At 37.6% G+C, this 20,478-nt stretch carries 18 protein-coding genes and 1 riboswitch; of the genes, 2 read left to right on the top strand and 16 right to left on the bottom strand.

Annotated elements, in window-relative coordinates; genetic code table 11:
- Nucleotide 1: 1 nt before the first annotated feature.
- The 5 genes from ribE to ACZ5N5_RS08635 form a co-directional block, all read right to left on the bottom strand.
- Nucleotides 2-637 carry a riboflavin synthase gene (ribE, locus tag ACZ5N5_RS08655; RefSeq protein WP_054788203.1) on the bottom strand — a complete coding sequence of 212 codons (636 nt, stop codon included), beginning with the start codon at nt 635-637 and terminating at the stop codon, nt 2-4.
- Entirely contained in the window at nt 637-1,704 is a 1,068-nt protein-coding gene (ribD, locus tag ACZ5N5_RS08650) for a bifunctional diaminohydroxyphosphoribosylaminopyrimidine deaminase/5-amino-6-(5-phosphoribosylamino)uracil reductase RibD (protein WP_464373763.1), read from the bottom strand. The genes ribE and ribD overlap by 1 nt, the downstream gene beginning before the upstream one ends.
- Nucleotides 1,705-1,887: 183 nt before the next feature.
- Nucleotides 1,888-2,039: riboswitch (FMN riboswitch) on the bottom strand.
- Nucleotides 2,040-2,413: 374 nt separating this feature from the next.
- On the bottom strand, nt 2,414-3,391 hold the full coding sequence (locus ACZ5N5_RS08645; protein WP_464373644.1) for a permease prefix domain 1-containing protein: 978 nt from the start codon (nt 3,389-3,391) through the stop codon (nt 2,414-2,416).
- Nucleotides 3,391-3,723, bottom strand: a complete 333-nt coding sequence (locus ACZ5N5_RS08640; protein WP_054861632.1) for a PadR family transcriptional regulator — start codon at nt 3,721-3,723, stop codon at nt 3,391-3,393. The genes ACZ5N5_RS08645 and ACZ5N5_RS08640 overlap by 1 nt, the downstream gene beginning before the upstream one ends.
- 240 nt (nt 3,724-3,963) lie before the next feature.
- A complete protein-coding gene (locus ACZ5N5_RS08635) occupies nt 3,964-4,380 on the bottom strand; it encodes a GyrI-like domain-containing protein (RefSeq protein ID WP_245902337.1) in 417 nt (138 codons plus the stop codon).
- A gap of 164 nt (nt 4,381-4,544) precedes the next feature.
- Here ACZ5N5_RS08635 and ACZ5N5_RS08630 point away from each other — a divergent pair, with 164 nt between their 5' ends.
- Nucleotides 4,545-5,471: a helix-turn-helix transcriptional regulator gene (locus ACZ5N5_RS08630; RefSeq protein ID WP_464373643.1), complete on the top strand. Its 927-nt coding sequence runs from the start codon at nt 4,545-4,547 to the stop codon at nt 5,469-5,471.
- A gap of 398 nt (nt 5,472-5,869) precedes the next feature.
- Here ACZ5N5_RS08630 and murB read toward each other — a convergent pair whose 3' ends face one another.
- From murB to ACZ5N5_RS08600, 6 genes are all read right to left on the bottom strand, one after another.
- Nucleotides 5,870-6,793: a UDP-N-acetylmuramate dehydrogenase gene (gene murB / locus ACZ5N5_RS08625; protein WP_109984811.1), complete on the bottom strand. Its 924-nt coding sequence runs from the start codon at nt 6,791-6,793 to the stop codon at nt 5,870-5,872.
- A 117-nt stretch (nt 6,794-6,910) separates the two neighbouring features.
- Nucleotides 6,911-7,852, bottom strand: a complete 942-nt coding sequence (argF, locus tag ACZ5N5_RS08620; RefSeq protein ID WP_464373642.1) for an ornithine carbamoyltransferase — start codon at nt 7,850-7,852, stop codon at nt 6,911-6,913.
- Nucleotides 7,849-11,085, bottom strand: a complete 3,237-nt coding sequence (gene carB, locus ACZ5N5_RS08615) for a carbamoyl-phosphate synthase (glutamine-hydrolyzing) large subunit (RefSeq protein ID WP_464373641.1) — start codon at nt 11,083-11,085, stop codon at nt 7,849-7,851. The genes argF and carB overlap by 4 nt, the downstream gene beginning before the upstream one ends.
- The gene (locus ACZ5N5_RS08610; protein ID WP_464373640.1) at nt 11,078-12,172 is read right to left on the bottom strand and encodes a carbamoyl phosphate synthase small subunit; all 1,095 of its coding nucleotides are present in this window, start codon (nt 12,170-12,172) and stop codon (nt 11,078-11,080) included. The genes carB and ACZ5N5_RS08610 overlap by 8 nt, the downstream gene beginning before the upstream one ends.
- Nucleotides 12,173-12,362: 190 nt before the next feature.
- On the bottom strand, nt 12,363-13,790 hold the full coding sequence (gene argH / locus ACZ5N5_RS08605; protein ID WP_277678191.1) for an argininosuccinate lyase: 1,428 nt from the start codon (nt 13,788-13,790) through the stop codon (nt 12,363-12,365).
- On the bottom strand, nt 13,787-15,046 hold the full coding sequence (locus ACZ5N5_RS08600; RefSeq protein WP_109984806.1) for an argininosuccinate synthase: 1,260 nt from the start codon (nt 15,044-15,046) through the stop codon (nt 13,787-13,789). The genes argH and ACZ5N5_RS08600 overlap by 4 nt, the downstream gene beginning before the upstream one ends.
- A gap of 287 nt (nt 15,047-15,333) precedes the next feature.
- On the opposite strand from ACZ5N5_RS08600, the gene ACZ5N5_RS08595 reads away from it, so the two are divergent.
- Entirely contained in the window at nt 15,334-16,269 is a 936-nt protein-coding gene (locus tag ACZ5N5_RS08595) for a DUF4349 domain-containing protein (protein WP_109984805.1), read from the top strand.
- Between the two features lie 47 nt (nt 16,270-16,316).
- Here ACZ5N5_RS08595 and ACZ5N5_RS08590 read toward each other — a convergent pair whose 3' ends face one another.
- From ACZ5N5_RS08590 to ACZ5N5_RS08570, 5 genes are all read right to left on the bottom strand, one after another.
- Nucleotides 16,317-16,748, bottom strand: coding sequence for a DUF4064 domain-containing protein (locus ACZ5N5_RS08590; RefSeq protein ID WP_109984804.1), 432 nt, complete (start codon nt 16,746-16,748; stop codon nt 16,317-16,319).
- A gap of 17 nt (nt 16,749-16,765) precedes the next feature.
- Complete coding sequence (locus tag ACZ5N5_RS08585; protein WP_277678193.1) at nt 16,766-17,716, bottom strand: ABC transporter permease; 951 nt, start codon at nt 17,714-17,716, stop codon at nt 16,766-16,768.
- Entirely contained in the window at nt 17,709-18,614 is a 906-nt protein-coding gene (locus tag ACZ5N5_RS08580; RefSeq protein WP_054788231.1) for an ABC transporter ATP-binding protein, read from the bottom strand. Before ACZ5N5_RS08580 ends, ACZ5N5_RS08585 begins: the two co-directional genes overlap by 8 nt.
- A 428-nt stretch (nt 18,615-19,042) precedes the next feature.
- The gene (thiD, locus tag ACZ5N5_RS08575; protein ID WP_464373639.1) at nt 19,043-19,846 is read right to left on the bottom strand and encodes a bifunctional hydroxymethylpyrimidine kinase/phosphomethylpyrimidine kinase; all 804 of its coding nucleotides are present in this window, start codon (nt 19,844-19,846) and stop codon (nt 19,043-19,045) included.
- 19 nt (nt 19,847-19,865) lie between these two features.
- The gene (locus ACZ5N5_RS08570; protein WP_277678194.1) at nt 19,866-20,342 is read right to left on the bottom strand and encodes a DUF456 domain-containing protein; all 477 of its coding nucleotides are present in this window, start codon (nt 20,340-20,342) and stop codon (nt 19,866-19,868) included.
- Nucleotides 20,343-20,478 lie beyond the last annotated feature (136 nt).

The following is a 20,478-nucleotide window of genomic DNA, read 5'->3' as shown; positions in this document are numbered from 1 at the left end:
CCTAAAAACCCAATTGCGTCAATTTCTCTTCTGTTATTCCTTGTGGCTGTTGATGGGAGGAACGAAGTAATCGCTCCATATATTTTGCTAACATATCATATTCCACATTCACGATATCCCCTTGTTTTTTATCACCTAGAATGGTCGCTGCTTGTGTTTCTGGAATTAAGGAGATAGTGAACCCATTATCGTCTACTCCAAATACAGTTAATGAAGTGCCGTCTACGGCTACTGATCCCTTTAGAGTCACATAATGTGTTTCCGGGACAGTGATGTAATAATATTTTGCATTATCTTCGATCCAAGTTCGTTCGATTGTACCAACTGCATCGACATGTCCTGACACAAAGTGACCACCAAATCTTCCGTTTGCATGCATGGCGCGCTCTAAATTAACCATGGACTGTGCTTTTAGTGTGGATAAAGAGGAGCTACGAAATGTTTCAGGTATGACGTCTACTGTAAACCACTCCTTAGTGAAGTTAGTCACGGTTAAGCAAACACCATTTACGGAAATACTATCGCCAATCGCCACATCCTCTGTCACTTTTTCGCCTTGAATCTTCAGTTGTAATGCTTGATTGGATTGTTTAATCATTTCAATTTTACCCTTTTCTTCGACAATACCAGTAAACATTAGAATCCCCCTTTTGGTTTTGCAATAATCTTCAGATCTGGTCCCAGCTTCTCAAAATCAATGAAAGTTAATTCCTTTGCATCTTCCATCCAGTGTGGCGAATTCCCTGCTATAACAGATCTAGCATCCTGGCCACCTAAAAGCTTTGGTGCAATATACCAATGACATTCATCTACGAGGTTCTCCTGTAGAAAGGCTTGATGGATGGTTCCGCCACCTTCGACATATAATGATTGAATTTTATTTTGTGCTAATTCGTTCATGACATCTTCTAATTGAATATCTTCTGTTTTTAACTGAACCACCTTGATGTGAGGATGTTTTTCTTGAAAAGTAATCGGATCTGCTTCATTTCCGCAAAAAAACCAGGTAGTTGCTTCTTTATCATAGATCGCAAATTCCTCTTGCAATGATAGCTTAGTATCAAGGATAATCCGAATTGGATTTTTTCCACCTTGAGGTAAGCGAGTTGTCAGGCTTGGATTATCAGCCCCGACCGTTCCCTTGCCAACTAATATCGCATCATGCTTATGTCTTTCCTTATGCACATCTAGTCTAGCTTCGGCTGATGTGATCCATTTACTATCCCCTGTCACTGTCGCTGTCTTCCCATCCAATGTCATCGCTGCTTTTAAGGTGATAAATGGTCGTTTTTTATTCATAAAATGAAAGAAGTGCTTATTCAATTGGAGCGCTCTTTCTTCATATAATCCTACTTCCACTTCGATTCCTGCTGCTTCAAGAATTGCTACCCCTTTTCCAGCTACCTTTGGGTTTGGATCAACCGATGCGATATAAGCCTTTTTAATTCCCTTCTCTACTAGTAATTCCGCACATGGAGGAGTTTTGCCATAATGGGCACAAGGCTCTAACGTTACATAGATATCAGCACCTTTTGCCTTTTCACCAGCCTGTGCGATAGCATGGACCTCTGCATGCGGTTCTCCTGCCTTTAAATGTGTACCAACCCCAAGCAGTACACCATCCTTGACGACAACCGCCCCAACAGACGGATTTGGGCTAGTTTGACCAGTAGTAGCTTCGGCCATCGTTAAAGCGAGCTCCATCCATTCTTCCTTTGTTCTCACTTCATCACCTTCTATATTAAAATAAGAAAAGCCCTAGGATAATGACCCTAGGGCTGGATAGTCTTTCATTCATAGCAAAGAAGCCTTGAATTAATCAAGAAATTTTCGACAGAATCAGCAATAAACAATGCTTATTCCATAGAAAAAATAACCACTTCTCCACCATTCCTTTTCCCATCCAGACTTTCACTGTCGGCTTTGGAATTTCACCAAATCCACCTTCACATTTAATGAAAAATGATCCGGGTCACGGACTAAAAGCTCCTTAGCTTATCACCGTCGGTCGGGAATTACACCCTGCCCCAAAGGAATACATGCGTTTATTTAGTTAGTGTTTTTATTATATAGAATCTTGAAATGATTTGCAAAAAATTAGCTTATACATGGTCATTTGTGCGAGCATTTTAATCGCTTGTTACTACCGTTTTGAGCGGGATCACCGGTATTTTGGGCTTTATCCGTTTGATAAGTGTCATTTTGAGGCGCTGACTCTGGCATTTTGGTACTTATTCTCATTTTAAGTACCATTTCGAGCGGGATCTCTGGCATTTTGGCATTTATCCTTGTTATAAGTGCCATTTTGAGATGCTGACTCTGGCATTTTGGTACTTATCCTCATTATTACTGCCATTTTAATAGAGATCGCCAGCATTTTAGAACTTATCGTGCTCTGGATGCCAGTTCCTTTTCATTCATTTTTTGTTAGAATGGAATAAGCTGCATTGAACATTCCGATAAAAATACCAGCAATCGCAAATACGAGCCAATTTATATGCCATTGATTGTAGAGGAAACCACTTATTAGGAAGATGATAGTAGCTAATGACCAAATGATTACAGCTACTGCTCCTGTTATTCTGTCTCGCTTCTCATTCTTTTTAGACTTGGAGGCTACCCCTTCCTTTAACAGATTTTTATATGCGTCCATCTCCGTAGTGAAAAAAATTAATAGGAATATTCCTATAGCTACTATCCATAATAGTCCAACAACACCAAAATGAGTGAATTGCTCGTTTATTGCTAGAGTGGTGAAAAGGACAACTGGTGAAAGAATAATAAGGGCAATCCCACAAATTAGGGCTGCAAGATACTTTGGTTGATGAGCTTCTTTACGGGTTTGAATACTATTTTTCTGTTCAAACGATAATTGAAAGGCATGCTCTGTATGAATATAATCATATTTTTCAATCTTCAAGCCATTATAAATGAACAAACCAACAGCAATGGCAACAAATACAATTAAACAAATAACTCCAATAATATTAGCTGTTTTTACTGGAATTTCATTTAAAAAACCATTGTTTTGTAATCCTGCTATAAACACAAACATCGCAGCACTTATTATACACAAACCGACACCTATACCAATCCAAATGCTTGTTTTTTTACTCACATGTAAATATTCTTCTATTTCTTCATCCATTAAAAAAGGCTCATTAGCTCTATCATCATCTAAATCAATACCAAATTCGTCCATAATTTCTTCCATGTTTCCAAACTCTGCAATCACTACACCGATTGCTTCATTTTCTGATTTTCCAGCTCGTTTTAATTCTTGATATTTATCCTCCATATGCACTAGCAAATCATCTTTTAATTGCTGCATCTGTTTAGATTTTGGCATTGAAGCAAACATGTTTTCTAAATAATTCATAATGGTGTCCATTATCGAAACTCCTCCTTAATAAATCGATTCATCACTTCTTTTGTTAGCTCCCATTCGCGACATTTCTCTTTATAAAAAAGCAACCCTGCTTCTGTCATTCTATAGTACGTTCTTTTTTTGCCAAAGGTTTGTTGTTTATGAAAGGCTTCGATATATCCATTTTTCATAAGTCGATTAAATGCCGAATATAGGGTTGTTTCTTTGATAACGTACTTTTCCTCTGATATTTCTTTAATTTTCTTGGAAATTTCATATCCATATGATTCTTGCTCTAATAAGAGAGAAAGAATGATGGTGTCATTATAGCCACGAATTACATCACTACTAATCAAAAGCTGATCCTCCCTTCTACTATGTCAGCGATTGATTTTACTACGACTGCCGTACTTTATCTGTCGTAGTAATTTTATTTTATCATGATTACTACGACAGGTAAAGTAAAATTTGCAATCAAAAGGAGGGGGCTACAGATGGGATTGTCTATATAGACGAGAGTCTGCCTTGCACTGAGAGCAAAAAATCGTATAAAAAATAGCAGGAGATAGCTTATACTATCCCCTGCTAAAACAATGTTACTCAATAGGTATCCATACTTCCACTTCAGCATCTGCTGGATTTCCATTTAATAGCACTTCGGCAATTGGCTTCCCATTATAGGTATACTCAAAGTCATTAGTAAGAATTTGATTAAATGCTTGATTCTCTAGCTTATCAAAGGCTAAACGGGATAAGCCACCCTCATCACTAAGCACGAGGTACTTACCTCCCGAAAATAGCACTTCCTCTGTTCCTGCTATTCCCTTTTGAGTAGTTCGTACACCCGCGTAGTAATAGGCAGTTTTTTTATCTGTTGTGACGACCCCATACCCGTATTTACTCTCCGAAAGAGGTTGTAATAGTGCCATCTTTCCATCATGAATGATTCCCTTGAAAAATTCGGTTTTCTGGCTAGAAAATTCTTCTGCATGGATATTTACCGAACCTTCCAATTTTGTTTTGAAACCTATGAACCGAAATGCGTCTTTTTCTAAAATCTTGTAATTACTTATTGAAATTACCTCCCTGTATTTCTTTATTTTTGAGTACAAGTTTATTTTACAATGTCAATTATGACACCTGTATGTCATAATGATAGTTAAAGGGAGAGATTACTATGAAAATTGATCGACTTGTTGCCATTATCATGCTGCTGTTGGATCGAGAAGTAGTAACTACTAGCGAATTGGCTGAAAGATTAGAGGTTAGCCGAAGAACAATATTTAGGGATGTTGATACCTTAACTATGGCTGGGCTACCAATTTTCACTACTAGAGGGACGGATGGTGGAGTAAGCTTAATGAAGTCCTATAAAGTAGACAAAAAGTTATTCACTCCAAAAGATGTTCGAAGCTTAATAACAAGTTTAGAGAGCTATAATCAATTACTGGAAAAAAATGAAATAGCAAATACGTTAGCAAAAGTACAAAGTATGGAAAGTGAAACAGATTTAATACAGCAATGGAAAAACGATGGACATTTCTCGGTTGATCTTACCTTGAATCAGGGTAATCGATTCCTTCGAGATCGCTTGAAGTTAATCGAAACTGCTATGGAGGATCATCGATATTTGGTGTTCCAATATATCGATAAAAATGGTGAGGATACTTCTCGCAAAGTAGAGCCTTACAAAGTCATTTTTAAAGAAAGTAGTTGGTATTTACAAGCCTTCTGCGTTAAAAGAAAGGATTATCGCACATTTAAGATAGCTAGAATGAACGATGTAAGTATGTCTGTAGAATCCTTCTCACCTAAGGAATTTGTTTCCCTACCTATGGATGGATCTAACTGGATGACAAAAGAAACAGTTCCAGTGATTATAAAAATTGATAAATCTATCAAAGACAAGATCATTGAACGATTTGGAGAAGATTATGTTATATCTCAACATAAGAATGGTTATATTGCAAAGTATCCCATAGTTGATAATGAACACGGATACAATGCTCTCCTACAGTTTGGGGATAAATGTGAAATTATCGAGCCTCAAAGTATCAGAAATAATTTCAAAAAATATTTGGCTCAAATAATGGAAAAATACTAGGGTTAATAGTATAGAGAGAAAAATGGCAATAGATTTCTGCACTGTAACCGCTCTGTCAAAATACTCCGCATTCCGTGGGCACGGCTTCAGCTAACTTTGCAAAGTGGATCTTCAGCTCGTGCTGTTCCCACAGGAGTCTCCGTATTTTGACTACGCTCAATCAGAAGATTGTTCGGATTCTCATTCACCCTATTTAATTATGTCCCAGCCACTATTTAACTACATCTATTGAATTCATCTAAAAAAGGAGAATTAAAGTCGTTTGAATAAAAGAGTTAGCTAAATAAAAAGCTGAGTGAGTAAGATGGTAACCAACGAAAGTTAGATTTTTCACTGGGTCAGTATCTACGCCTTTCTTACCTACACAGTTTGTTACAAATCCAGATTAACAAAACAACCTAAGCCATCTCTTCATCCTCTCCCAAAATCCTAACCTCTCTCTCCAATTTTACACCAAATTTCGCTTTCACCGTCTGCTGTACCATCTCAATCACAGCAATATAATCACTTGCCGTTGCATTATCTTTATTCACAATAAATCCAGCATGTTTGGTGGATACTTCTGCCCCTCCAACACCTTTACCTTGTAACTCGCTATCTTGAATCAGTTTCCCTGCAAAATAGCCTGGTGGACGTTTGAACACACTACCACAGGATGGATACTCTAATGGCTGCTTTGACTCACGCTTAAAAGTCAAATCATCCATCACAGCCTTAATCTCCTCATAATGTCCTTCCTTTAACTGAAAGGTTGCTTCTAAAACGATATATCCTTTTTCTGCGATATTACTCGTTCGATAATCTAGATCAAACTCCTCTGCCAATACTTGATGCACATCGCCCCCGCGATCGACAATTAATGCATGCTCTAGACAATCTTTAATCTCCCCACCATATGCACCTGCATTCATATATAAGGCACCACCAACGGTTCCAGGAATGCCACAAGCAAATTCAAGGCCTGTTAATTTTTCTTGCAAAGCAAATCGTGATGCATCAATAATTCTCGCACCACTCTCTGCAACTACTTTATTGCCCTCTCGTCTAATCGCACGAAATTTCTTTAGACTCAGTACAATTCCTCGAATACCTCCATCACGCACGATGACATTCGAGCCATTACCGAGCAGAGTAAAAGGAACTTGCTTTCTAATTGCATAACGAATGACTTCTTGTACTTCTTCTATCGTACCTGGTGTAATAAAAAAATCTGCCTTTCCACCAAGCTTTGTATAAGTATGATTTTTTAATTCCTCATCTATTAAAATATGGTCTTTTGCCAAAATATCCTGCAATTCTGAGATAACAGTTTGTTTGTTCATGTAGATTCAATCCTTTATTATTCTATTGTGAAAATAACTCACAATTCATTCTATTATATCAATAATGAAATATGAACTGCAAATGAAGAGGAAAAAAGCTAGATCCCTAATTGGAATCTAGCTACCCATCAATGCAACCATCAATGCTTTTTGTGCATGTAATCTGTTTTCTGCTTCTTGGAATACGACAGACTGTGGCCCATCAATAATTTCTGACGTTACTTCCTCTCCTCTGTGCGCTGGAAGGCAATGCATGAATATGGCATCTTCCTTTGCATGGGAGAAAAGCTCCGTGTTTACTTGATAAGTAGCAGCAAATGCCTTTTCCCGTTCATTCTGCTCAGCTTCCTGCCCCATGCTTGCCCATACGTCTGAATAGATGACATCAGCATCTTTTACAGCCTCGATAACATCGTCTGTCACTAATACCTCCGTTCCTTCAGCAAATGATTTAGCGACTGCTGTAATTTCGTCTTTCGGCTGATAACCGTTTGGCGCTGCGATAGCTACGTCTAAGCCCATCTTGGCACAGCCAATCATTAAGGAATGTGCCATATTGTTCCCGTCTCCAATATAGGCGAGTTTTAAGCCTTCAAGCTTACCTTTTATTTCTTTCATTGTCTGCAAATCAGCAAGAACCTGGCATGGATGATACTCATCTGTAAGACCATTAATAACAGGAATCGTAGCATTCTCGGCTAAATCCTCTACATCCTGTTGAGAAAAAGTACGAATCATTATACCATCCAAGTAACCTGACAAAACCTTAGCTGTATCAGAAATTGGTTCCCCACGACCAATTTGTATATCATTGGCACTTAAAAATAGACCAGTTCCACCAAGCTGATAAATACCTGCCTCAAAGGAAACGCGTGTACGAGTTGATGACTTCTCAAAGATCATGCCTAATGTTTTTCCTCTTAAAGGTTCATAAATCTCGCCCTTTTTTCTTTTTTGCTTAATTTGGTCAGCTAATTCTAATAAATAGCTGATTTCTGCTTTTGAGTAGTCCGCTAATGTAAGTAAATCTCTGCCTTTTAACTTTTCTTTATAACTCATCCGATCACACGCTCCTTCTTATTCACTTGGTTCTTGTCTTTTCGATAGGTCTGGATGGATTGAGGTGCCTCTAAAGCCTCTTCTGTTGCTTTTAAATAGGCTACTAATGTCTCATTAGATGAGAAGCATAATGTATCAGATTTCAAGCCTGCCTCTCTTAGAACAACATGTTCATCTTTTTCTCCTGTACGGTTCGTATCAGCAATCAGGGCATATTTTTCATCAAGACAATTGTTGGTCGCAACTTCTAAACTAACTACCTTACTTATGGTTACACCTTCCGTTTCTAATAAGGCTTTTGTTTTTGGATCTACCTCAATCTGTATATTGAGTAGTTGTAATGCTTCGATTAGTACCTTATCTACCTTTGTTAAGGATAAGAAGATTACATCATTTACAGTAAGAGCTTTTAAGCTATTCTCCTTCCAACCAAATGCCTTAGCCATCGCTTGATCTACGGTTGTTCCAATTCCGATTGCTTCCCCAGTTGATTTCATCTCAGGACCGAGGATCGGATCAAGACCAGGTAATTTATTTGTGGAAAATACCGGCATTTTTACTGCGTAGTATGGGACCTCACGGTGAAGTCCTAATTTCCATGCTTGATCCTGTAATGCTTCACCCATTTGAACACGAGTAGCTAAATCCACCATTGGAACTCCTGTTACCTTACTTGCAATAGGGACTGTACGTGATGCACGAGGGTTTACCTCCAAGACATAAATTGTTTTTCGATCTTCACTTAGGACAAATTGAATGTTCATGATCCCTTTTACATGTAATGCCTTTGATATCTGCTGTGTATATGCTTCTATCGTTTGTTTATGTGCTTCCGTTAAAGTAGGGGAAGGGAAAATAGCAACACTATCCCCTGAATGAACTCCTGCTTTTTCTACATGTTCAAAAATACCTGGTATTAAAATATCCTCTCCATCACAAATCGCATCCACTTCGACCTCGTAGCCTTCAATATAACGATCAATTAAGAGTGGAAAGATGCGATTATCGTGAGAGCTTTGCTCAAGATTTGCTAAATAATTGACTAGTTGTGTTTCACTATAAAGGATGACCATGCCCTGACCACCGATTACATACGATGGACGAAGGAGGATAGGATAACCGATTTTTTCGGCTACTGCCTTTGCATCCTCTACTGCCATTACCGTATCACCTGGGATATGAGGGATGTTTAATTTCTGTAATAATTGATAAAACTGGTCACGGTCCTCCACTGCTTCAATTGCTTCAAGAGCTGTACCTGTAATCTTCACACCAGCTTTTTGTAATCCGTCTGCTAGATTAATCGCTGTTTGGCCTCCAAACTGTACTAACACTCCTTCAGCCTGTTCCTTTCTAACAACATGTAAAACATCCTCCACTGTTAGTGGCTCGAAATACAAATGGTCTGCTGTATTGAAATCCGTACTGACAGTTTCTGGATTGTTATTAATAACAATGGCATCTATCTTTTGATCTTGTAATGATTTAGCCGCATGTACGGAGCAATAATCAAATTCTACCCCTTGTCCGATCCGTATTGGACCAGACCCCAGTACGATCATTTTCTTCTCACCACTTAGAGCTTCTACCTCGTCTCTTTCATTCCATGAACTATAAAAATATGGGGTTTCAGCAGAGAATTCCGCCGCACAAGTATCCACCATCTTAAAGGATGGGGCTAATTTCTCTGTTTTTATTTTTTCTTGTATTTGTTCAATTGAAACATTTAATATTTTGGCAAGAGCAGTGTCAGATATGCCATAGCTTTTCGCCTCTTTAATATCCTCTACTTTTATTTGATCCCATTCTTTTGTGGCAAGCTCCTTCTCTTTTTTAACCATTGCTTCTAACTCATACAAAAAATAATTATTAATTTGGGTAATGTTATGGATTTCCTCCACTGTCTTTCCACGTCTTAATGCTTCCGTAACAACAAACAATCGCTCATCAGTTGCTTTATCTAAAGCTAGCACAAGCTTTTCGTCTGTCCATTTCTCTATACCAGGTAGATAAATAGAGTCGAGACCGATCTCTAATGAACGAATCGCTTTATTGATAGCAGTTGGAAAATTGCGCGCTAGAGCCATCACCTCACCAGTTGCTTTCATTTGTGTACCAAGTAATCGGTCTGCTTGTGTGAATTTGTCAAATGGCCAACGCGGAATTTTGGCTGCAATATAATCGATCGCTGGTTCAAAGCTGGCATATGTATCACCAGTAATTGGGTTAATGACCTCATCTAAGTGGTAGCCAAGAGCAACTTTAGCAGCAATCCGAGCTATTGGATAACCGGTTGCTTTGGATGCAAGAGCACTGGAACGACTAACCCTAGGGTTTACCTCAATAATAATATAATCATCGTTTTCCGGATTTAAAGCGAATTGAATATTACACCCCCCAATCACACCTAATTCACGGATCACTTTTACAGAAGAAGTTCGGAGCATTTGATATTGGCGATCTGTTAACGTTTGAGAAGGTGCTACAACAATACTATCCCCTGTGTGCACACCAACTGGATCAAAGTTTTCCATGTTGCAAACAATAATGCAAGTATCATTGGAATCACGCATTACTTCGTATTCAATCTCTTTCCATCCCTTTACACTTTGTTCAATTAATACCTGATTAATTGGGCTATAATGAAGGCCGTTTTTCACAATTTGACGGAGCTCTTCTTCTGTATCCGCTATTCCACCACCAGCCCCGCCTAGTGTATATGCAGGACGTACAATCATTGGATAACCAACCTTCCTAGCAAAATCGAGTGCTTCATCAACAGAAGAAGTGGACAAGCTTTCGGCAATTGGCTCTTTAATTTCCTTCATCATTGATTTGAATATTTCACGGTCTTCCCCTTTTTGTATAGTTTCAAGCGGTGTTCCTAATAAGGTAACTTGATATTTTTCTAGCACTCCTGCCTCATCTAAGAGTACTGCCATATTCAAGCCGGTTTGCCCACCTAATGTTGGCAAGATTCCATCAGGTCGTTCCTTTTCAATAATTTTCGTTATCGATTCACACGTTAATGGTTCTAAATAAACCTTATCGGCAATATTTTCATCTGTCATAATGGTTGCTGGGTTGTTATTAACAAGAACAACTTCTACTCCATCCTCTTTCAAAGCTAGACATGCTTGTGTACCAGCATAATCAAATTCGGCTGCCTGACCGATAACGATCGGTCCGGAGCCAATTACTAATACTTTTTTTATATCTGTCAACTTAGGCATGCTGTCTCTCTCCCTTAGTAATAAACTGCTGAATAAAATCTACAAATAAATGGTGTGTGTCAATTGGTCCTGGATGTGCTTCAGGGTGAAACTGCACGGTCATTAAAGGCAGTGATTTATGTTTTAATCCTTCCACCGATTTGTCATTAACATTGATATGAGATACATACCAATTCGTATTATTAACAGAATCATAATCTACAACATAGCCATGATTTTGTGAGGTAATCATGACTTTACCAGTTTGTAAATCTTTGACTGGATGATTACTTCCTCTGTGTCCGTATGGAAGGCGCTTCGTTGTCGCACCATGTGCTAAAGCTATCAACTGATGGCCTAAACAAATTCCTAATGTCGGAAAACTCTCGGAAATTTGCTTGATATTTTCAGATAAATCTTTTAATGCTTTTGGATCTCCAGGTCCATTGGATAATAATACACCATCTGGAGCTATTCGTTGAATCTCAAGGAAAGCCGTATCATATGGTACAACTGTAACATCGCAGCCCAGTTCTAGTAATGAATGGGTAATCGAATGCTTATAACCGAAATCCATCACGACAACGTGCGGGGTTGGATGGTTTGCAGGATTACTTGTTTTATAGAAAAGCTTTTCCTTCGTTGATACACTGGATACGACTGCTGGATCAACATCATTCAGTATTGGTTTGTCAGCCGGATCGTCCGTAATTTTGCCATACACTTCCCCTTTTTCTCGAATAATCCTAGTTAGTGCACGTGTGTCAATATTAGCTAATGCAGATATCTGATATTTTTCAAGAATCTCAATCATTGTATTTTTCGATTCATAATGCTCGGGGTTTTCACTTAATGTTGATACAATAAAACCCGCGACAGAGGGCTTTAAGCTTTCATAGTCGATTTCATTCCAGCCATAATTTCCGATCAATGGATAAGTCATCGTAACAATTTGTCCTGCATAGGATGGATCTGTCATCACTTCCTGATAGCCTGTCATTGCAGTATTGAATACGAGCTCACCTTCCATTTTTTTCGGGGCTCCTAGCCATTTACCTTCTAAAACATCCCCAGTATTTAAAACAAGATAACCTTTTGTTTGCTGCAATATTATCTCCTCCTTGTCAAACCAAGAAACTGTATCTATTCATTTAAAGATGAATTTTCAATTTCTTATAATTATACTATAAAATTTATATTTATGCATTTATTTTTACAAAAAAATGAGAACTTTTACTTCTCATTTCATTTTGTTCGATAAAGGAAAGGAAAAACTAAGCCTCTTATAAGGAAGGGACTTAGTTTTTCTTTAGTACATTTACTTTTTCTGCAAAAACTGCTATCCAATGCTTGCTTTCTTCTAATCGACTGCTAGCAAGCTTTATTTGATCCTCTACTCTGTTTTTCGCGGTTCCTCCGACAATGTCTCTTGCATTGACAACCGTTTTAGGCGAAAGTACTTGATAAATATCCTCTTCGATAAGGTCAGAAAACTGTTTGAACGCCTCAAGCGGAAGGTCTAACAAATACTTGTTCTCTTGGATACAATGAAGCACCACTTGCCCAACTACTGCATGCGCCTCACGGAAAGGTAAACCCTTGTTTACTAAATAATCTGCTAAATCTGTAGCATTCGAAAAATCCTCCGCAACTGCTGCATACATATTATCCTTTTTCACTTCCATTGTTTCAATCATTGGTGCAAATAATGCCAATGCGCCTTTGATTGTTTCTACTGTATCAAACATACCTTCCTTGTCCTCTTGCATATCTTTATTATACGCAATTGGTAAACCCTTTAGTGTTGTTAACATGCCCATTAAATGTCCATAAACTCGACCAGACTTACCACGAACAAGCTCTGCTACGTCTGGGTTTTTCTTTTGTGGCATCATGCTGCTTCCTGTACAAAAGGCATCATCTAATTCAATAAAATTAAATTCTGCACTTGACCATTGCACGAGCTCCTCACTTAAGCGAGATAAGTGCATAATCACTAAGGATGCATTGGACAAAAATTCGACAACAAAATCCCGATCACTCACGGCATCTAAGCTATTCTCCACCACACCATCGAAATTTAATTGCTCTGCTACGAAATGGCGATCAATTGGAAAGGTCGTACCCGCTAACGCCCCTGCTCCTAATGGGGAACGATTGACGCGTTTATAGCTATCTTTTAGCCGCTCTACATCTCGCTCGAACATGGAGACATATGCCATCATATGATGGGCGAACAATACTGGCTGCGCACGTTGTAGGTGTGTATAGCCAGGAAGAATCGTATCAAGGTTCTCGTTAGACTGCTTAATTAAAGCATCCTGTAGTTTGGTTAAAAGCTCCACTAATGTTACTAGTGCATCTCTTAGATACAGACGCATATCTAATGCCACCTGATCGTTTCTACTTCTCCCGGTGTGTAGCTTACCACCGACAGCACCTATTTCATCGATTAAAAGTTTTTCTACGTTCATATGAATATCTTCATTTGCTTCGGTTAGCTCTGCTTTTCCTGTTGCTATTTTTTCTGCAACTACCTGTAGGCCTTGTTTAATCTTCTCTGCATCTTCTTTCGGTATAATCTCGCATTTTGCTAGCATTTCTACATGTGCAAGACTACCTTGAATATCATATTGTGCAAGCTTTTGATCGAAGCTGATGGATGCTGTATACTCATCTACTAATTCATTTGTTGGTTTTGTAAAACGTCCGCCCCATAATTTCATTGTGTCACTGATTCCTTTATATCAATTTTCGTTTTTTCCATAATTTTTGCTTTGTCTGCATGAACATCATTCACTGTTGAATGCACTTTTGTTGGTAAGCCCCAAAGCTTGATAAAGCCAAGTGCTGCTTCATGATCAAATGCGTCACCCTTGTTATATGTCGCTAAATTGAAATCATACAGTGAATTATCCGATTTACGACCAACAACAAATGCTTGACCTTTGTATAGTTGAACCTTTGCTACACCATTTACATATTTTTGTGTTTCTGTAATAAATGCTTTTAACGCATCGGTTAGCTGTGTAAACCATAAACCATCATAAATTGCCTGCTCTAATTGCTGTTCTACCACTGGCTTAAACTTCGTCACCTCTCTTGGCAAAGTGATGGATTCGATCTCTTGATGTGCTTTAATTAAAGTGATCGCTGCAGGTGCTTCATAAATTTCACGTGATTTAATACCTACAAGGCGGTTTTCGACATGATCAATTCTTCCAACACCATGTTTACCAGCTATATCGTTTAATTTTAAGATTAATTCGTGTAATGGATATTCTTCACCATTAATGGCAACAGGTTTTCCTTGTTTGAACTCAATCTCGACAATTTCTGGTTGGTCAGGTGCATCAATAGGATCAACTGTTAGCTCAAAGGCATCTTTCGGAGCAACTGCCCACGGATCCTCTAAAATACCACATTCGTTCGCACGTCCCCACAGGTTTTGATCAACACTATATGGACTATCTAAATCTATTGGAATAGGAATACCGTTTTCTTCTGCATATTTAATTTCTTCGTCTCTAGTCATTTTCCATTCACGAACTGGTGCTACAATTTTCAGTTCTGGATTTAGTGCTGTAAATGCCACATCAAAACGAACTTGGTCATTACCTTTACCAGTACAACCATGCGCAACGGCAACCGCACCTTCTTTTTCTGCAATGTCTACTAATACTTTTGCAATTAATGGACGAGAAAGTGCGGAAACTAACGGGTATTTATTTTCATACATGACGTTCGCTTGAAGTGCAGGTAATACAAAATCTTCTGCAAACAATTGCTTTGCATCAACTGAATAAGATTTAATCGCACCAACATCGATCGCTTTATTTTTAACAAATTCTAAATCCTTACCTTCCCCTACATCTAAGCCTACTGCAATCACATCATAATTATATTTATCCTGTAACCATTTAATAGCAACAGAAGTATCAAGTCCCCCAGAATATGCTAATACTACTTTTTCTTTACTCATTAATAATCTCTCCTTAAGTCTAATATCTATTAATTCCTATTCGTTTAAAGTAATTATGTATTATTATGCACTATTCAGTATATTAATTCAATAGTTATGCTGAAAAAAATTTATTTTTTTAAAAAGTCGTTTGAATTATTACGCTAACTAACAAAAGTATTATTTACATAAATACGTTTTGCTTAGGACAGTGCCGTAAATCATACAAGGAAATGAATAATTATTAATTTCAATTTCTTGTAACCAATCAACAGATCGGACGTCTAATCTAAAAAAAGGGGGTTCCTATGTTTAAAAAATGGTGCTTATTCATTTTTGTTTTGATTCTATTTCTCACAGCCTGTTCGAACAATGATAGTAGTGAATTAGCGGAAAGTACAGCGGACGAGCAAGCTGAAGCTCCACAGGATTTCAGTATGGCCAATAAAGAAGATAGTCGAGCAAACAATCTACAAACTGAATCGGCTGTAGAGAATGATAAGAATGCTAACGATTCTTCGAATGCCACAGAAACAGAGGTTGCTAACCGAAAAATCATCTATAATGCCAGTCTAACCATTGAAACTTCTAATTTCACTGAAGCAACTAAATTTATAGAAGAGGAAACCTTAAAAAAAGGTGGCTATATCGTTTCGTCTCAAGCTTCTCAGCATCAAGAAGAAAAAACCCAACAAGGAAGCATGACCGTAAGAATCCCGGCAAAGCAATTTCAATCCTTTTTGACGATTTTAGATGAAGGTAATATGAAGGTGCAGGAGAAAGCTGTTAGCGGGGAGGATGTAACAGAGCAATATGTGGATTTAACCGCAAGACTAGAAGCAAAAGAGGTAGTGGAAAAACGCTTGCTTTCCTTTATGGAAAAGGCAGAGAAAACAGAGGATTTACTAAAAATATCTGCCGATTTAGCGGAAGTACAAGAAGAAATAGAACAACTAACGGGTAAAATTAAATATTTAGAAAACCAATCAGACTTTGCTACAATTGATCTCTTTATCAAAGAAAATAATACCTCTTTACCATCCGTACAAAACGAGTCGGCTAGTACCTGGGAAAAAACGAAGGAACAATTTAAAGAAAGTATTCAATTTCTAGTCACATTGGTATCTACCATTTTTGTTTTTTTAATTGGTAATGCACCGATTATCGTTCTTTTATTGATAATCTTCGTTATCACCATTGTTCTTCTCAAACGGAGAAAGAAGAAAAAGCCAGACACGAATTAATGTCTGGCTTTGATTCCAAAATATATCGTGGAACGTTGTGATCTTTATTAATACTGTTCGAGGGATACTTCCTGCTTTGGTTTACGGGCAACTCCCATAATACCTGCAATGATGTAGAATATTCCTGCAAAGATACCAAAGCCAATGGTAAGTAAAGTGGATAATCCCCCAACTACGATCAGAATAATACCTGCAGCCTTTGGTTTATTATTTCCTTTAAACAAGAACATGGAAACAATTCCTAGAACGATAGCAGCAATCGAAATGACTAGAATATATACACCGAAGCTACTTGCACTTTCTAACACCATTTCAATATCTTTAGGGTTAAGACTAGGGTCGGTTTGTTCTACTTGATCAACAAACTCTTGTTGGTTTAGGAGGTCTTCGAACATCGTAAACATACCTCCTAAAAAAGCGCCAATTAAATAAACAAATGCTCCAATAAAGGTTAATACTACTTCAGCAGTTCTTCTCAATTTTCATTCTCCTCTCTTTAATGTCCAGCTACATCTCTTCTTGTAAAGGATAACCATGAAACAAGTAAAAAGATAATATAGTATACAACAAGCACGGTTATGGAAAAGCCTAAGGTCATTCCATCAATTACAGGGCTTTGATTCCCCATATATTGATTTAAATTCGTGTTTGCAAATAATATAAATTTCGCCCAATCGTATTTAGACAGGAAACTCACAATGATATCCCCTGCGAACATCAAGAAAATCGCAAGTCCAATTGCCATACTATTATTTCTAAATAAAGTGGAGATCATAAAAGCGAATGTAGCCATTATGATTAAATTTACCATATTTAAGCCGTACTTTGTCAATATTTCAGAAACAACACTTACTTGTTCAAACCCATTTGCCCCTTCTATTACTATATTAGGGCTTAATCCATTTATACCAAATAGAATAGCTCCAATGATTAAATTAATTAAAAAGGAGAATATAAGCATCGAAATAGAAAAGATTAATACATTCACATATTTTGTCCATAAAATCTTACCTCGAGAAATTGGGCGAATTAATAAAAGCTTAATCGTCCCCCATTTAAACTCACTTGATACGATACTTGCAGCAACAATGATCGTAAATAAACTAACTAACATGGTTAAGCCTGCGTTCTCCAGGGCAAATTGCCATGCATCATAAGACAAGGGCTTAATATCGTTCTCTAAGTAATATTCATTTTTGGCAATATCATATGCATGAATATCACCAAACACTTCGTCTTCTGCTTGCATTTCTAAATATTCTTCATTTTTTGCTTGTAATTCTTCTCGCCAATTATCTCCATATTCCTCAAGTCCATCTGAAAAGAAGAAGGTAATTAATCCTGATGCTAGGATAATACCAGCAAGGATTATATACATCGACCATGTCGAAAATCGACTATAGAGCTTGATTTGTTCATTATTTATTAAAGAAAAAAAGTTACGCAATCGTGTTCTCTCCAATCATTTCAAAGAATTTATCTTCAAGGCTAGCATTATTTGTTACTACTTCATAGATTTCTAGCTGGTGTTTCACTAGTTCTTGAATGATCTGAGGTATGATTTCCTTCTTTGTTTTGATAGCTAATTTGTTCTCTTCTATGGATGCCGATATGTTAAAGGCATCTTCTATCACTTTAACTGCTGTATCAATAGGAGAGACCTCTATCAATACTTGAAGATCTTGATCTTCGTTTGACTCATCTGCAACCTTTTCCACTGTTACAAGCTCTCCATTTTTAATAATACCAATTCGATCACACATAAGCTCAATTTCTGATAATAAGTGACTAGAAACAATGACCGCAACATTTTCTTCCTCTGCAAGTTTTCTAATATACTGTCTTATTTCTCTTATTCCTGCAGGATCGAGTCCGTTGGTTGGTTCATCTAAAATAAGAATAGAAGGATTATGTAATAATGCCTGAGCCACTCCAATACGCTGACGCATACCTAAGGAATACTTTCCTACTTTTTCATGAATTGCCTTCTCTAAACCTACTAATGCAATCACTTCCTTGATACGTTCATCCGTAATACCAGGTATCATTCGAGCAAAATGCTTTAAATTTTTCCATCCACTCATAAATGGATACATTTCTGGATTTTCCACAATAGCCCCAACTTGTCGGACTGCTTGTTTATAATTTTTGCTCACACTTACCCCATTAATTAGAATATCCCCTGCCGATATCTTCATTAGACCTACCATCATTCTAATCGTTGTCGTTTTTCCGGCCCCATTTGGTCCTAAAAATCCGAAAACTTCACCTGGATAAATCTCAAAGCTTAAGTCTTTAATAATTTTTTTCTTACCAATGCTTTTATTCACATTCTTTAACTGCATTGCTGGTTGCACGCAGACACCTCCATTAAATACTTTTACCTCTATTAATATATACGTCCAAAAATAAACATGGTTTCACTTTTTTCCAAATTTCTGTTTATTTAAACAAAAAAAAGAAAAGAGATTGGGACAAAAGAGTAATAAAATAGAGAAAATCCGAACGTTGGTATTTCTGCACTGTAACCGCTCCGTCAAAATACTCCGCTTTTACCCATCGGGCATAAGTCAACATCTGCTCAAGTAAACTTTCGCAGTGTTTCCTTTACTGTGGGCACGGTGGTCTGCTAACTTTGCAAAGAAACCCGTTTTGCAAAGTGGATCTTCAGCTCGTGCTGTTCCCATAAGAGTCTCCGTATTTTGACTACGCTCAATCAGAGGATTGTTCGGACTCTCATTCACCTTATATAATTATGACCCCACCACTTCTTTTATTGAGTAGAATTATGAAACAAGCGGTAGGCTGCTGGTTGAACGGAGCCCACCCCTTTTCCAAAGGATAAGCTATGCTTAATCGCATAATAGACATAAGATTTGCTTATCTCGATTGCATCCCTTATCTCGACTCCTTTTGCTAATTCAGCAGTTAAGCAAGCCGCAAAGCTACATCCAGCACCACTTGTATGTATCGTATCAACAAATTCTGTCTCATATATGTGACAGCTTTCTCCGTCATACAATACATCTACTGCCTTCCCTTCCATTTTCCCACCTTTTACAAATACATAGGAACCGCCTAGCTCATGTAATTGAACGGCATATGCCTTTAATTCCTCTACCGTTTCGGGGATTTTTTTATTTAAAAGCCTTGCTGCTTCTAATCGGTTTGGCGTTATAATGGTGGCCAAAGGAATTAATTGCTTTTTCAATACTTCGATCGCATCATCTGCTAATAATTGAGAGCCCATTTTGCCAATCATGACTGGATCTACTACTAAATAAGGGGACTTGTTTCGCGCTATGAATGTCACTACCCTTTCAATAATAGTAGTAGAAAAAAGCATTCCAGTTTTGATCGCATCGATTCCTACCTTTTCTACTGCTGTATATAGCTGTGCTTCGATTTCCTCTATCGTACGCAAAAAAATTTTCTTTTCTGTTCTTGATTGATTGGTTACTGTTGCTGTGATTGCAGACATTCCATAGACGTTTCTTTCCTGAAACGTCTTTAAATCTGCTTGAATTCCTGCACTTCCTTGTGCAGCAGCACCTGCAATCGTCAATACTCTTTCCATTGCTAACACCTCGATGTATTTAAATGGCGATGAAAAACCAAATGATCATCATTAGTTGAATGACGATTTTAGCAACTGTCCCACCTAAAAAACCAAGTAAGGAACCATATGCTGCCTTCATTGCATCACCACTCGTTCTTTTTTGTATTAATTCTGTGATAATGACTAAGATAAATGGAACGATAATAATCCCAAACGGCGGAATGATAAAGGAACCGACAATCACTCCTAAACCCGCCATCCGCTCGCCCCACTTGGAGCCACCATATTTTTTGACAAAGTAGCTATTTGCAATAATATCAGACAGGATTAATATAATCGTTAAAATGGCCATTGCAATCCAAAAGACCCAGCCAATATTGTCTGTTGTCAATAAAAATTGATACAGAAAAAATCCCACCCAGATTACTAACACTGCCGGTATAATCGGAAAAACAATCCCTACAAATGCCAGCACAAAACAAGCAATGATTAATATCCACCATAAAATATCCATATTCATACTCCCATCTAATCTAGATACAATCTCCACAATTGTCTTCCATTTGTTATATTTATTGTAGCAAAAGACAAATGATTTTAGGAGAATTTATGCAATCAAAGCCTTTATATTGACTATATTCCTTATCAGC

The organism is Gracilibacillus sp. JCM 18966, assembly GCF_055392695.1.
Note: the sequence above shows the minus strand (reverse complement) of the source record. Positions and strands in the feature narration are given on the sequence as shown.